15 protein-coding genes are annotated in these 15,903 nt (G+C 31.4%); 3 read left to right on the forward strand and 12 right to left on the reverse strand.

Annotation, left to right across the window (positions count from 1 at the left end; translation table 11 throughout):
- The first annotated feature begins 10 nt into the window (after positions 1–10).
- Entirely contained in the window at positions 11–1,141 is a 1,131-nt protein-coding gene (locus BR66_RS0120795; protein WP_026884645.1) for a hypothetical protein, read from the forward strand.
- Between the two features lie 40 nt (positions 1,142–1,181).
- Positions 1,182–1,427 (forward strand): transposase, encoded by a 246-nt coding sequence (locus BR66_RS26880; RefSeq protein WP_156946343.1) that lies wholly within the window; start codon positions 1,182–1,184, stop codon positions 1,425–1,427.
- Between the two features lie 683 nt (positions 1,428–2,110).
- On the opposite strand, the gene BR66_RS0120805 is transcribed toward BR66_RS26880, so the two are convergent.
- From BR66_RS0120805 to BR66_RS0120850, 10 genes are all read right to left on the reverse strand, one after another.
- Positions 2,111–2,854 (reverse strand): amino acid ABC transporter ATP-binding protein, encoded by a 744-nt coding sequence (locus BR66_RS0120805; protein ID WP_026884646.1) that lies wholly within the window; start codon positions 2,852–2,854, stop codon positions 2,111–2,113.
- Between the two features lie 14 nt (positions 2,855–2,868).
- Positions 2,869–3,552, reverse strand: a complete 684-nt coding sequence (locus tag BR66_RS0120810; protein ID WP_026884647.1) for an amino acid ABC transporter permease — start codon at positions 3,550–3,552, stop codon at positions 2,869–2,871.
- A gap of 12 nt (positions 3,553–3,564) precedes the next feature.
- The gene (locus BR66_RS0120815) at positions 3,565–4,362 is read right to left on the reverse strand and encodes an amino acid ABC transporter substrate-binding protein (RefSeq protein WP_026884648.1); all 798 of its coding nucleotides are present in this window, start codon (positions 4,360–4,362) and stop codon (positions 3,565–3,567) included.
- Positions 4,363–4,527: 165 nt separating this feature from the next.
- Positions 4,528–5,871, reverse strand: a complete 1,344-nt coding sequence (gene mgtE / locus BR66_RS0120820) for a magnesium transporter (RefSeq protein ID WP_026884649.1) — start codon at positions 5,869–5,871, stop codon at positions 4,528–4,530.
- A 182-nt stretch (positions 5,872–6,053) separates the two neighbouring features.
- Complete coding sequence (locus BR66_RS24425; protein ID WP_084156574.1) at positions 6,054–7,517, reverse strand: amino acid permease; 1,464 nt, start codon at positions 7,515–7,517, stop codon at positions 6,054–6,056.
- 60 nt (positions 7,518–7,577) lie between these two features.
- Positions 7,578–7,874 carry a hypothetical protein gene (locus tag BR66_RS0120830; RefSeq protein WP_026884650.1) on the reverse strand — a complete coding sequence of 99 codons (297 nt, stop codon included), beginning with the start codon at positions 7,872–7,874 and terminating at the stop codon, positions 7,578–7,580.
- A gap of 277 nt (positions 7,875–8,151) precedes the next feature.
- Entirely contained in the window at positions 8,152–8,934 is a 783-nt protein-coding gene (locus BR66_RS0120835; protein WP_026884651.1) for an ABC transporter ATP-binding protein, read from the reverse strand.
- 14 nt (positions 8,935–8,948) lie between these two features.
- Complete coding sequence (locus BR66_RS0120840) at positions 8,949–9,932, reverse strand: FecCD family ABC transporter permease (RefSeq protein WP_242841192.1); 984 nt, start codon at positions 9,930–9,932, stop codon at positions 8,949–8,951.
- Between the two features lie 32 nt (positions 9,933–9,964).
- On the reverse strand, positions 9,965–10,996 hold the full coding sequence (locus tag BR66_RS0120845; RefSeq protein ID WP_051624332.1) for a FecCD family ABC transporter permease: 1,032 nt from the start codon (positions 10,994–10,996) through the stop codon (positions 9,965–9,967).
- An 89-nt stretch (positions 10,997–11,085) separates the two neighbouring features.
- Complete coding sequence (locus BR66_RS0120850) at positions 11,086–12,024, reverse strand: ABC transporter substrate-binding protein (RefSeq protein ID WP_026884654.1); 939 nt, start codon at positions 12,022–12,024, stop codon at positions 11,086–11,088.
- 323 nt (positions 12,025–12,347) lie between these two features.
- Between BR66_RS0120850 and BR66_RS0120855 the strand changes: the two genes are divergently transcribed.
- Positions 12,348–13,001 carry a pentapeptide repeat-containing protein gene (locus BR66_RS0120855; protein WP_026884655.1) on the forward strand — a complete coding sequence of 218 codons (654 nt, stop codon included), beginning with the start codon at positions 12,348–12,350 and terminating at the stop codon, positions 12,999–13,001.
- Positions 13,002–13,056: 55 nt separating this feature from the next.
- Here the strand turns inward: BR66_RS0120855 and BR66_RS0120860 are convergent, their stop codons facing one another.
- Together BR66_RS0120860 and BR66_RS0120865 are read right to left on the reverse strand one after the other, a co-directional pair.
- A complete protein-coding gene (locus BR66_RS0120860) occupies positions 13,057–14,406 on the reverse strand; it encodes a citrate/2-methylcitrate synthase (protein ID WP_026884656.1) in 1,350 nt (449 codons plus the stop codon).
- A gap of 241 nt (positions 14,407–14,647) precedes the next feature.
- Positions 14,648–15,613 (reverse strand): aromatic acid exporter family protein, encoded by a 966-nt coding sequence (locus BR66_RS0120865; RefSeq protein ID WP_026884683.1) that lies wholly within the window; start codon positions 15,611–15,613, stop codon positions 14,648–14,650.
- Positions 15,614–15,903 lie beyond the last annotated feature (290 nt).

Consider the following 15,903-nt stretch of genomic DNA (forward strand, 5'->3'; position numbering starts at 1 on the left):
GTGTTTAAAATTGAAATGTAACAGTTTATTACAAAAAATCAATAAAGAACTTACAGATAATGTTCCTTTAGTTAAACCAGAAAAATATTTATTTTCACGACCTAAAAACATTAGTATAGGTACTACAAATATATCAGGTAATTCTCTTAATAAAATTATTATATATCTAAGATCTGATGTTGGCGGTGAGCATGGTACTGAAACAGGAGGATGTGCTTGTTGTAAACATTGGAGGCTAGGAACTGCAGGTATTAAACTTGATATTCCAAATATGTATATAAATCAATATCTATATGCAGTGAAATTACATGGGTTACAACCTGTTGTTAGTCTTTACAATGAAGGTAATATACTTAATACTAATGAGGTTCCTATAGATGAATTAATTTATATTATTAAGCATATGTCAAAAAATAACGTCAAAAAATTAATTATAGAAAGTAGACCAGAATTTATAGATCAGAATAAGTTAACAAAAATAAAAGCTGTGTCTGGTAATATGACAATAGAAATTGGAATTGGATTGGAATCTGTAAATGATTTTGTAAGAAATGAATTATTTTTAAAAAATATGAAAAAAAGTGAATATGAATCAGCAGTTAAAATAATTAATGAAAATAATATGAAATCTCTTACATATGTAATTTTGAAACCAGCTTTCTTAAATGAGGTACAAGCAATAAAAGAAGCAATAGAAACAATTAAATATGTTTTTAATGCAGGGTCGCATGCTGTTTCGCTTGAACCAATTGGTGTTGAACCATACACGGTAACTAATCTATTATATGAAGATTGTAAGTATATACCTCCAAAATTATGGAGCGTGTTAGAAGTTCTTAAGCAGACATATCAACTTGGGGAAATTAGAATTGGTGCTTGTCAAGTATCACCAAGACCAACTACTTTACCGTCAAATTGTGATAAATGTACAAATAAAGTTTTGGAGAAATTTGATGAATGGAATTGTACATATGACATTTCTGTTTTAAATGAGTTATATTGCAGCAATTGTTATGATACATATATTGATGATGTTAATAAGTTAGATAGTTTTATCGATGAAAAATCTATAGAAAAAGATATCCTAGATTTTATAAATCATTATAATACTGTAAGCATGGAGAAAGTAACAAATAGTTAATTGGGGCTGTTGCGCCAAGAAATTAGTGTGACAGTTTTTTTTGCAAAAAAACAATTCCTACGCTTCTAGCAAAATTGAAAGTGCATGCAAGCGAGATATTAATTTCATGTATCTTTTAGAAAGTGCGTCAGCACCAGTCTATTCAACTATAGCTAGATTTCGTAGCCTTCATTTTACACCAGTTGCCGAAGAACTTTTATCACAAATGACAGATTTTCTGGCACATAATGGAGAGCTTTCGCTAGAAAATCTGTTCATTGACGGTACAAAGATTGAGGCGGTGTAGCCAATAAGTACACTTCCGTCTGGAAAAAATAAATTACTAAAAATCAGAAAAAACTCATGGATAAAATTCCAGCATTTATTTTACAAGCTGAAAAAGATTTTTGAATTAAAATTTTGTATAAAAGTTTAATTCAAAAAACATTATACCAGCTTGATAGATACATCCAAAGATTGAAACAGTAGAATCAGTACATTCAATTTACAAAAGAATCATTGCAGATTCAGGATATGAAAGTGAAGAAAATTATTTGTATTTGGAAAATAATCAACAGCTAGCATTCATTAAGCCTACAAATTATGAAATCAGTAAAAGGTGAAGTAAAGCAAGACATGGGATTCAGACGCTTCTTGTGTCGTGGACAACAAAATATACTGGCAGAATGCATCTTGCTTGGGATTTCACATAACGTAAATAAGTTACACAATAAAATACAAAATGGACGTTGTGGTTCTTATGTTTTTCCATTAAAAGCAGCGTAAACTTTAGAATTTTAAAATTCAAAAAAAATGGGTAAAAATACCCTTTATTTTCTGTACCCTTTTTACATTTCAATTTCAAAAAACATAAATTCAATCCTAAAATCTAAAATATAGTATAGAAAAAGAGCTGTTCATAGCAATTAAAAAAATCGCTAATGCAACAGCCCCGTTTCATTTATTTACTGAAATACCAACATATTAATATTAATCATTAAACAAACTTAGAAACTGTTTTATTCTTTGATTTTCTGTTTCCTCAAATATTTGCTTTGGGCTGCCCTCTTCCACAATAAGTCCATGATCCAAAAATATTACTTTATGAGCAGTATTTCTTGCAAAGCTCATTTTATGAGTTACAATTACCATGGTCATGCCTTCATGTGATAGGTTTTTCATTACTTTTAACACTTCTCCCTCAATTTCAGGATCAAGTGCAGATGTTGGTTCATCAAATAGTAACACATCAGGTTCCATGGCCATTGCACGTGCTATAGCAACTCTTTGCTGTTGTCCACCAGACAATTGATATGGATAATCATCACACTTTTCTATAAGTCCAACTTTTTCTAAAAGTTTAAGTCCCTTTTCACGAGCTTCATTTTTGGGACGTTTTAGAACAATAACTAATCCTTCAATAATATTTTCTATAACTGTCATATGAGGAAATAAATAAAATCCTTGAAATACCATTCCTGTTTTCTTTCTTAGCGTTATTACTTCTTTTTTACTTGGTTTATTATCTTTATCAAAAGTTAATTTGCTAGTTCCCACACTGATTGTACCCTCACTAGGAGTTTCTAGTAGATTTATACAACGTAGCAATGTAGTTTTCCCTGAACCAGATGGCCCAATAATTACTGTTGTTTCACCCTTGTTTACTTGTAAATTTACACCTTTTAAAATCTCATCATTTCCAAAACTCTTATGCAAATTTTTTATATCAATCATAATATTATCCTCCATTACATTGCCACAGACCTTTCTAGTCTTTTTTCTAGCTTTTGCTGAAATAAAGACAATACTGCACAAAATATTAGATAGATAAATGCCGCTTCGCTATATAAATATAGTGGCTCATATGTTGTTGCAGTTATTGTTTGTGCAACCTGAAACAGTTCCGTCACAGTTATTGTTGCTGCTAGTGATGTATCCTTGACAAGACTAATAAATGAATTTGCAAGTGCCGGTATAGCAACCCTTGCAGCTTGTGGTAAAATAACTCGTCGTAATGCCTGATTATCACTCATGCCAATGGAATAAGCAGCTTCCCATTGCCCTTTATTTGTAGACAAAATTGATGCTCTTATTATTTCAGAATTATATGCGCCTACACTCAAAGTAAATCCAATTGTGGCAGAAGTTAACGCACCAATTGTGATTCCTGCAGCAGGTAGACCATAAAAGATAATAAATAATTGAACTAGTAAAGGGGTTCCCCTAATTATAAAAACATAAAACTTTGCTATTGCTACCAAAGGTTTTATATTTGAAATACGTGCTAATGCCGTTAACAATGCAAGTATTAGCCCAAGTATAAATGATATCACAGCAAGTGGAACTGTAAATTCTAGTCCTGCTTTTAACAAAGGAAAAAAAGAACTTGTGAGTATGTGTATTATTCTTAATGTTGAATCGTCTAACTTCATTACATCACCCTATTATTTTGATACATCAGTACCAAACCATTTATTGGATATTTTCAAATAAGTTCCATCTGATTTCATATCAGCTAAAGCTTTATTTACTGCTGCTATTAATTCTGTATTCCCTTTTCTAAACAATATGGCACTTTTATCAGCATTTGTGTAAGTTGCAACTATTTTTACAGGTGCATTAGGCTTTTGTTTTTTTAAATCTAAGTAAGATAAACTATCATTAACTGATGCATCAACTCTTTTTGAAGTTAATAAATCAATTGATGCGTTAAATCCATCATCTTGTACAAGTTCAGCACCGTACTTTGTAGCTATTTTAGCAAAGTTACTTGTTAGGCTTTGTGCTGACTTTTTACCTTTTAAATCTTCAAAACTTTTTATGCTGTTATTATCACTGTTAACAACAAGGACTGCTTTTGACACAATATATGGATTTGAAAAGTCATATTTTTTTTGTCTGTCAGCATTCACTCCCACTTCGTTTACAACAATATCAAATCTTTTAGCATCAAGTCCTGCGAACATTCCATCCCACTTTGTTTCAACAAATTTAGTCTTAACGCCAAGACGTTTTGCAACTTCTTTAGCTATATCAACATCAAACCCTGTCAAATTCCCGTTACTATCATGAAATGTAAATGGCGCGTATGTTCCCTCTGTACCAATTTTTATTACACCATCACTTTTTATTTTTGATAAACTATTTGATTGTTGTGTGCTACTACTATTGCTTACTCCGCATCCTGTACTAACAATAGCTACAGTTATTAATGCAGTAATTAATAAAGATATTTTTTTCATAATGATCCCTCCTAGTATTCCAATCGAAGTTATGTACTAACAAACAATATCATGCATATGATTTTATGTCAACTATTAATACCAATATCATGCGTTTTATTTTTTGCGCTTTTATAATCATTATTCATACTATGTTCCGTTAAAAATCTTGGCACTTGTCACTACTTATATTAGGTATTTTAAAAGCAATGTAGCTAGACCAAGAAAGAAAAAGAAACCACACACATCAGTAAATGTAGTTACAAAAACAGCTGAAGCTAATGCAGGATCTACCTTTAGTTTTTTTAATATTACAGGAACTAGATATCCTACAATAGTTGCAACACACATGTTACCAATCATAGATACTCCAACCACTATTCCAAATACAGGTTTACGAGACCACACCATTCCAATTATTGCTATTACAACGCCAATAGCCGCTCCATTAATTAATCCAACTAATATTTCTTTTCGAAATATTTTTTTTGCGTTTTCTTTTGTAAATTCTCCTAATGCTATACCTCTTACAATTAGTGTTAAGCTTTGAGTTCCTGCATTTCCTCCCATCCCCGCTATTATAGGATTAAAAGCTGCAAGTATAACTACTTTATCAATGGTGTTACTAAAAACACCTACAGTGGCTCCTGCAAGTATTGCTGTTACTAGATTAACATAAAGCCATGGCAATCTGCTCTTTACCGAAGAGAATGTTGGTCCATCAATTATTTCACCCTCATTAACTCCACCAAGACGTAAGATATCTTCAGTTGCTTCCTCTCTTACTACCTCAATAATGTCATCCACAGTAATTACACCAAGCATCTCACCCTTTTCATCCGTAACAGGCATTGCTTGAAATCCATATTTTTCAAATATAGTTGCAACCTCTTCTTGATCCATTTCTACTGGAAGACTTTTTACTTTTTCATGCATTATTTCTCCTATTTTCGTATGAAAGGTTGAAATAACTAACTCTCTAAGTGATATTATTCCTTTTAAAATATCATTTTCATCTAATACATAAAGGTAATAGGCCGTTTCCGCATCAATACCTGCCGTTTGAAGATATTTCAAAGTTTCTTTTACAGTCATAGTTTCCTTAATGGCCAAAAATTCTGAAGCCATAAGTCCACCAGCAGTATCATCTTCATAGTTTAAAAGTTCTTTTACATCTTCAGCCTCTTCTTTTCCTAAATGTCCTAAAAATCTAATTATTCTTTCTGGTTCTAGGTTTGCCAGTAAATCTGCTATCTCATCTGAAGTCATTTCATTAACAATTTTATATTGTTCAAGTTCTGAGAACAGGTTTAAAAAATCCTCTTTTTCTTCCTCTTCCATTTCCTCGAAAACATTAGCTATAAGCCATACAGGTAATTTTTCCATTATTTTTAATTTATCAATATCACTATCTCTTAAGACCTCTAGTATATCAGCTGGATGTATATCCTCCAGATATTGTTCCAGCTGTTCTGTGCTACTATATACCAATAATTCTTTAAGATCTTGATTTGTTAAAACATCATTCAAGTAGCTTCACTCCCTCATGATATATATTATGTATATTATATATATTTTTTAAACTATTTAATCTTAATCCATTATTAATGAAAAAAAGAATGTAAGTAGTTTTGCTTACATAAATCTACTTACATCTTTACATTATACCAAAATAGACTACCATATGGTAGTCTACTTAACTTTGGAAACTTTTATTTTTTTTCTTTATGTCTTGGAAATTTAATATGATGCTCATTAACCCAAGTTAACATTTTAGTGTATATAGGAGCATTGGCTTTTTGGAGTTCACTATGCTTTCTACCATAAGCGAAATATATTATTAGTCCCAATAATAACCAGATTACAAATCTAATCCATGTTTCTAAAGGTAAAGCCGACATTAAGTAACCACAAGCTATTATAGTAAGTATTGGTAAAAACGGTACCCAAGGACATCTGAATTTTCTTTCAGCATTGGGCATAGTTTTTCTAAGTACAATAACCCCTACAGAAACAAGAACAAAGGCAAATAATGTTCCTATATTACATAATTTTATTATTTCCTGCAATGGTAAAAATCCTGATATTGCCGCAGCTAAAACCCCAGTAATTACTGTGCAAAGGGTAGGTGTTTTATGAACTGGGTGTACTTTTGAGAACACCTTAGGTAATAAACCATCTCGAGACATAACCATAAATACCCTTATCTGTCCATAAAGCATTACAAGTAATGTTGAAATCATACCTATAACTGCACCGGTTCCAACCAGGGCCGCACCCCAATTGATTCCAAACTTTGTTAATGCATCTGGGATAGCATTATTTTGACTTATTGCTTTAAATGGAACCATACCAGTTATAACAACTGCTACTGTAACGTAAAGTATAATTACCACTCCAAGACAAATTGCAAGTCCTCTAGGTACATCCCTCTTTGGATTTATAGTTTCTTCTGCCGCAGTAGAAACTGCATCAAATCCAATATAAGCAAAGAACATTATTGAAGCACCTGCCATAACACCTTTCCATCCAAAAGGAGCAAATGGCTTATAGTTAGCTACACTAATATGAAATACTCCAAGCACTATAAACAAAACAATTACAGCAATTTTTATTAAAACTATTGCATTGTTAAGTTTCGCACTTTCTTTTATACCTACAAACAATATACATGTTACAAGCCCCACTATAAGGACAGATGGTAAATCAACAAATCCACCTTCCGTTGGTCCATGGGTTATCACTGTAGGTAAATTAAGTCCAGCAGATTTTAATAGCCCTACGAAAGTTCCAGACCAGCCAGATGCAACTGCTGCTGAGGAAACTAAATACTCAAGCATTAGATCCCATCCTATAATCCAAGCTATAACTTCACCAAAAGCAATATATGAATATGTATACGTACTCCCTGCAACTGGAAACATAGTAGCAAGTTCTGCATAAGTAAGTGCACAAAGTCCGCTAGTTATTGCAGCTACAATAAATGATAGAACTACCGCTGGTCCTGCCATATGAGCACCAACCCCTGTTGAAACAAAAATCCCAGTACCAAGTACTGCACCTATTCCAAGTGCCGCTAGATCTGTTGATGTAAGATTCTTTTTAAGATCTGATTTCTCTGCAGAATGAAGTACCTGTTTCAGTGATTTTGTTTTCCATATATCTTTAATATTCATAATGATCCTCCTTTGTAAAAACAGTACTGATGATTCTTAATTATCTATTAGATACAAGTTTCACTTTATAAACATAAAATAACATAAAACTACTAAAAGTATATTTGAAATTGCTAAATCTACATATACAATATAATCTATAAATTTTTTTCGTTTATAATAATCCTCAAATTTCTTTTCAGATTGTTGTTGAAACTCCTTACATTCTTGTATTGTATCCTTAGTCTCCTTAGTTATACGGGCATTTTTGGTGTTATATGTATTTTGAATTTTACTTTGAAAATGTGAAATGGTATTTTCACATTTTCCACGCACCTGTTTTATAGTCTTTCCTTGCCAAATTTTATTAATATTCAATACGTTTCTCCTTTGCAGAACAATAGTAATACCTATTTTTATTTTGTGATTAATTCACTAATTTATATAAGCATCTAACTTTTTACAGGAAATTTATAAAAAGCATAAAAAAAAGCACCACTTCGTTAAATTCAGTGAAAACATTTAACAAAGTGGATTCCTATTTTTATATTATATCAGAAAATTCATCAAATTTCAAATGTAAAAATATGCATTTTATTTGTTGATCTTTAGATTAAAGAGGATTTTTTTCTTTTTTTACACAAGCTTTAATGTTCTATCCTAAATTATATGTTATGCAAACCGGTTTATTATTTATAGGTTCTTTAACTATTTCAGCTTCTATATTAAATATTTTTCTTAAATTATCTTTAGTCATTATCTCGTCTGGTGTACCTTTACATACTATATTTCCATCTTTAATACCCACCATATAATCTGCAAATCTTGCGGCATTATTTAGCTCGTGAATAACCATAACTATTGTTCGTCCCTGTTCTTTGTTTAATTTATCTAATAACTGCAGGATTTCAAGTTGGTGTGCCAAATCCAAATATGTTGTTGGTTCATCTAATAACAATATTTCAGTATCTTGTACCAAAGCCATAGCTATCCAAACTCTTTGTCTTTGTCCTCCTGATAATGATTCTATAGGTCTATGTTTAAATTGTTTCATATCAATTATATTTAAAGCCCAATTTATTTTCTCTCTGTCCACTTTATTCAGTTTTCCAAACCCACTTTGATGTGGAAATCTTCCATAGGCCACTAACTCACCCACAGTTAATCCACTTGGTGCCTGCGGACTTTGAGGCAAAACCGCCATTTCTTTTGCTATTGCTTTTGAACTTAATCCTTGTATATCAACACCATTTATATAAACACTCCCACTTTTACTTTGTAATATTCTAGCTATAGTCTTTAATATAGTTGATTTTCCACATCCATTTGGACCTATTATGGTAGTGATCTTACCCTTAGGTATATTTAAATCTAGATCTGTTACTATCTCAAAACTCCCATATGCTATAGATAAATTTTCAGTTTTTATACTTTCCATATGTGCCTCCTAAATTATTCTTTTAAAAGCAAAAATATAAAATATGGTACTCCAATAATTGAAACAATTATTCCAACTGGCACCTCAAGAGGGGCTAAAATATTTTTTGCTATAGTATCGGATAAAAGTAAAATTATTGAACTCACGATTGCTGAAGTTGGTATTAATAGTTTATGTCTTGGTCCAACTAGTCTCCTAGCTATATGTGGAGAAACCAGTCCCAAAAATGATATGGTTCCCGCTACTGCTGTGGCAACACCGGCCAGTGCCACAGCGTATATCAATAATACTCTTCTTTCCCTCTCTACATTTACGCCTAGGCCCAATGACATCTCATCTCCTAAACTTAATACATCTAGATATCTTGCTTTATAAATTATTAGTCCAGTAAAAATAAATACCCAAGGTACTGTTGCAAAAACATAAGTCCAACTTGTTCCCCAAATACTTCCTGAGGTCCAAACCATTACTTTATTAAATTCTTGGGTTGTAAACCTAAGTTGAAATATAATTAATATAGCGTTAAAAGCTGAATTTATACCTATACCCATCAAAATAAATCTGGTAGGCTCTAGCCCCTTTTTAAATGCCAATGTGTAAATTAACAAAGCTCCAAAACCAGCTCCAAACAAAGCTACTAATGGCATAGTAAATACAGTTAATTTACTTATATCAGATGATCCCCCCCTATTCATAAAATAAATATAAATAACAACAGCCACCGCTGCTCCAGAGCTTATACCTACTATACCAGGGTCAGCTAAATCATTTTTAGTTATTCCTTGAAGTACCGTTGCTGATATAGCTAGTGCACTTCCTACCAATATTGCTATTATTATCCTTGGAAGCCTCATGGTAAAAAGCACTAATTCCTGCTTTTCGTTTCCTTGTCCTAGCAAAGTTTTAATTACGTCAATTGGTGTTATAGCAAATGTTCCTATATTAAAGCTAATTACAAATATAGAAAGTAGTAAAATGATTAAAAATCCTAGGATCAAAACATTTTTTTTTATTTTCTCATAGCTACGCTTTATAATGGTTTTGCCTCCTTTCTCACAATATATATAAAGAAGGGTACTCCAAGTAATACTGTTAATGCACCAATAGGTGTTTCATAAGGTTGATTTATCATCCTAGAAGCTATATCACTATAAACCAATAATACTGCACCTAATACTAGTGAACATGGAATTATAAATCTATAATCAGGCCCAACTAAACTTCTTACAATTTGTGGTACAATAAGTCCAATAAATGCAATATTTCCTGCTACTGCTACTGAACTACCACTCAATAATATTACTATTACTATACCAATGAATCTTATAATATTTGTTTTTTGTCCAAGCCCTATAGCGATTTCTTCCCCTAGGCTTAAAATTGTTATTTTAGGAGAAATAATTATTGCAGCTATCACCCCAAATACACCAACAGAAGCTAGTAATCTAACTCCCTGCCACTTTGCAGTAACAAGACCTCCTGAAATCCAAAAACTTAACTGCTGAGATAAATTAAAATACATTGCCACACCTGTTGCTAGTGATATTAAAAGGGTTCCTAGTGCAGTTCCTGCCAAAACAAGTTTAATGGGACTAACCCCTTTAATGGATCTTGAACTTAACAAGTAAACTAATAAACCGCTTAGGCTAGCTCCAGCAAAAGCAAAAAGCATCAATCCAGAACCTCCTATACTGGCTTTCATTGCAAAAGCTATAGATATACTAAATGTTGCACCTTGCGTAATTCCCATTATTGAAGGATCTGCTATGGGATTTCTTGTTATTCCTTGCATTATAGCACCAGAGGCAGCCAGAAAAGCTCCAACCAATGCCGCTGAAATTGCCCTTGGAAGTCTTATATCTCTAATTATATTTGAATTTATATCTCCATGGTATGATGTAATACTATTAACTACAACATCTAAACTTATGTGTTTTGCTCCCAATGATGAAGACAAAATTATACCAAAAAACAAAATTATAAGTCCAGTTATAATTAATAATGAGCTTATAATAAGTCTAGTTGGCTTTGTTTTATTTTTTTTAACTATTATGTTTACCATTAAAATCTTACGCCTCCAATTTGCTTAAGGTAAAAAGGTGATAAAAAGACTAAAAATTTTCTTTTTTATCACCACAATTTTTTTATGTATTACTTCACAAATTTTCCTTTTACCAAATCAAGTAATAATTCTCTTCCTATTGGCGCATACCCTTGAGCAAAATATGGACTACTATTAAGCATTGTAACATTTCCATCTTTTACAGCCCTCATACTCTTCCAAACTTCACTGTTCTCTAAATCTTTTTTATCTGCATCAGTTGTTATAGCAATAATATGGTCTGCATCAATGGATGCCAATCCTTCCATAGTTACTACTGGTAAACTTATGCCTTCCTGTTTTGGCATGTTAGATGGTTGTGGAAGTTTCATGTCTGATAATAAAATTGAACCAATAGCTGCATCGCTAAAAATATAGAACTTACCTGAACTAGCTAATATGGTTAGATATGTTTGTTTCCCATTTTTTTTCTCTATCTCTTTTCCTATACTAATAGCTTTTTTATCATAATCAGCTAACCACTTTTTAGCATCCTTTTCTTGTCCAAATAATTTTGAAACATCAGTTAATTGAGATCTCCAATCATTAGCATAATCTTTCAACATAACGACTGGTGCTATAGCTTTTAATTGATCATATATCTTTGCTTGTCTTTCGCTCATTATAATTAGGTCTGGATTTAATTTTAGTATAGCCTCCATATCCATTGTATCCATCATGGAAAAACCTACAAGTTTTGATGTACGCAATTCATCTTTAAGATAACTTGGCTTTTCAGTAGTTTTATATGAATCAGCATTGGCTGTACCTATTGGAGTGTGCTTTAAAATTAATAGGTCTTCAGTAACTCCCGATATATCCACAATACGTTTAGGGTTAGTTGGTATACTTACATTTCCCTTTATTGTGCTAACTATCTTCGTACTGCTCTCCTTTTTAGCCTTTTCTGTATTGCTTGAACAACCTGCAAACAAACTAGCACAAATTATAATTCCTGTAATTAATCCAAACACTCTTTTTTTCTTCAAGTTGATTCCTCCTAGTATAATTAAAATCCGATTAAAAATCCCCACGCAAACCTTAGTTGAAATTAATAATCATTATCATTTATCTTCAAGTGATATTGTATCAGAACTGATAGATATGTCAATATATTTTTTTTATATTACCTGATTGGTTTTTAACATAATGCTTATGACTCAATTCTACATAAAAAATAAAAGCCCACAAACTCAATGTTTGTAAAGCTTTTATAGTCACTAGAATTATGTCTACAATCAAAAATCAGTACTCTTAAATATAATTATGATATAATAGTTTAGGTTCATAAATTAAACTGGGGGAAACGTATATGAAGGACACTAAAATAAAGTCAAAAGTTTTAAGACCTAAATTTAATAATGATTTAGATATCATAGAGTTAGCTGAAGAAAATATATTTGATGATAATATAATTTCTTTTGGAATAATTAGTAGTTGCACTTTAGAAAATCAAGAAGCAGATAAAATGACCTTTAAGCAAGTGGTATTCAAAAATGTTATTTTTAATAAAATTATATTTAGACATATAGAATTAGAAGATGTGAGATTTGAAAACTGTAATTTATCAAACGTAGACTTTGATGAAGCTTCATTGTACAGAGTTGAATTTATAAATTGTAAGATTATTGGTATTAATTTAAATCAATCTACCCTTAGAGATACAACTTTTGAAAACTGTAATGGTCAATATGCTCTTTTTAGTAATTCCAATTGTAAAAAAGTTTCTTTTCTACAATGTCAATTACGTGCATCAAACTTTCAAAATTCAATACTTTCTAAAATTGAATTTAAGGAATCAAATCTTCTTATGTCACAAATGAATTTCACAAATCTTAACGGAATAGATTTTACTAGTTCTGACATTGAAGGTTTAGGTGTAAATATTGCAGATATTAATGGTGCTATAGTTACTGCTATGCAAGCAAGTTCACTTGCCACCTTACTAGGTCTCATTGTTAAATGAGGATTTCCTTTGTAATTGTTACTCCTCATTTAACTTACAATAACCTACCCCATAATTATCTATCACCTAATGGGATATAAGAACTTCTTTCTGCAACACATTTATATGCAGGTCTAATAATCTTACCATTGTTTATTATTTCCTCAAGCCTATGAGCGCTCCAACCAGATATTCTTGATATAGCAAAAATAGGTGTAAACATCTCAGCTGGTATATCTAGCATTCTATATACAAATCCCGAATAAAAATCCACATTAGCGCTTACCCCTTTGTAAATTTTTCTAACACTGGCAATTACTTTTGGTGCTAGTTCTTCAACTTTTGCATAAAGATTGTATTCATCTTCAAGACCCTTTTCCTTAGCTAGCCTTTCAACATATCCTTTGAAAATAACTGCTCTTGGATCAGATATAGAATAAACAGCATGACCTATTCCATAAATTAGCCCCGATTTATCAAATGCCTCTTTATTAAGTATTTTTGATAAATATTTTTCAATTTCTTTGTCATCGGTCCAATCACTTACTCTTTCCTTCATATCTTCAAACATTTTAACAACTTTAATATTCGCACCACCATGTCTTGGACCTTTTAAAGAACCAAGAGCTGCAGCTATTACTGAATAGGTATCCGACCCAGAGGAAGTTACTACATGTGTAACAAATGTGGAGTTATTACCACCACCATGTTCTGCATGAAGTACTAGTGAAAGGTCAAGTAATATAGCCTCAAGTTTTGTATATTTACTATCATCTCTAAGCATATAAAGAATATTTTCAGCAGTACTTAATTCTGGACTTGGATCATGAATAATCAGACTGTTATTATTATGATAATGTGATAATGCTTGATAGCCGTAAACTCCAATAAGTGGGAAACAGGCAATTAATCGAAGGCATTGCTCAAGAACATTACTTACAGTGGTATCCTCAGCTTTATCGTCCAGGCTATAAAGTGCCAAAACACTCCTTGCTAATGAATTCATTATATTTTTACTTGGCATTTTAAGTATCATATCTCGTACAAACCCATCAGGGAGATTTCTGTATTTAGCCAATAATTCTGTGAATGTTTTTAGTTCTTGTTCAGTTGGTAGTTCACTAAAAAGTAGCAAATAACAAGTTTCTTCAAATCCAAACCTAGAATCTTCAACGAAACCATCTACTAAATTGTTAATGTTTATACCTCTATACCTTAATGAACCTGGTACTGGAACCATCTTATTTTCCTTAGATATAAATGAATTTACTTCTCCTATTTCCGTTAAACCAACAAGCACTCCTCTACCATCAGTATCTCTAAGTCCTCGTTTAACTTCATACTTATTATATTGTTCTAAGTCTATAGGCCCACTTAATTTTTTAGCCATTTTTTTCTCGAATTCATCCAGTTTATCATTTTCCATAATATACCACCTTTCAAAACGATTGTTAATATTCCGTTAAAAAGAAATATAAGTGTTTTTTTGCACAAACCTATCTATATTTCTTTATTATACAAAAATAGCCTACTTGGAAGTAGGCTATTTGAATTTAACAATTTTATTATGTTTGTTTTTCTGCCTTAGTTACTACCTCAATAATCAGTATATCACTATATCATATCACATATACTAACATAAGTATGCATTAAGCTATACTAATTTTTTAATTACCATGGAGCTTATCCTTAAAATTTTTCTTTATCTCTAAAAGATACTCCATATCATTTAGAAATTGGAATAGCATAGCTCTATTTTCAAACTCCTCCCTTGATTTAGGAAGTTCTTGAACTTTACAAGCTTTCATGACACCTTTTAGCTCTGCCATAAGCTCCTGCGCTGTATTAAATTCACCAAAATTTAATGCAACTTTTTCCGTAAATGCTGCCACCATCTCTGTCTGATGAAAATTCATATAAAATTTCACAAAATGCATTCTCATATATTTTAATATCTCATATTGTAGAGTTCTCATTTCCATATATTGAACATAATATTTCACTTCATTCATAATGTAATTATTTAAATTTCTATATGCCCTCTCAGTACCTTCCTTTAATTTACTCTCTAAGTCATTAAATAGCTTTTCCTCTTCAATATGTACAGACTGGTTTCTTAAACTTTCCGCCATGTTAAATAAAATTTTTCTCATATATTCTTCTATATCCCTTTGATTTTCCTTGATTTCACCTTCAATTTTAGGCATATATATATTTAAAATAATACCAATTCCAGCACCTATAGCCATAAGTAGAAGTTCATTTTTTATTAGAAATGGTGATACAGATTTTTCAACTAATAAATGAGTAACTAGAACCGAGCTAACCACAATTCCATCTGTAATCTTCAAAATCACAGTGAGCGGAATAAAAATAATTAAATATACACCAAAAATAACTGGAGTATATCCAAATACAAGAAATAATGATCCTGAAATGACTAGAGCTAAAATAGTAGATTCAATTCTTTGTCTAGCTAAAGTTATAGATGTTTTTTTTGTATTGTGAACACTTAAGATTGTTATGATTCCAGCAGCAGATGCATACTTTAGCCCTAAAGATCCAGCAAGGATAATTGCAAGTGCTGAACCTACTGCAGTTTTTAAAGTTCTAAGCCCAATAATTTTTCGCATATTACCTCCATAAATCCCATGATTTTTATATACTTGTTCAATTATAGCATCTTTATTGCCACCAAAAAACATCTGCTCCCATATACCTTTTTCTTCAAAAACTTCTTTAACTCCCTCCTTTTCAGTTGTTAATTTAACTTGACCTATGCATCTTATATATGAAGGGTTGATTTTTAAAGCTTTAGCTGCAAATTTTTTTATTTTAGATATTCCTGTGCTTATAAACATATTTACAGTTAAAATATCCTGTTCTCTTTTAAATTCTATTTTAAACTTTTCTCCATTGCTCA

The sequence above is a fragment of the Clostridium akagii DSM 12554 genome (genome assembly GCF_000686725.1).
GTDB lineage: Bacteria > Bacillota > Clostridia > Clostridiales > Clostridiaceae > Clostridium_I > Clostridium_I akagii.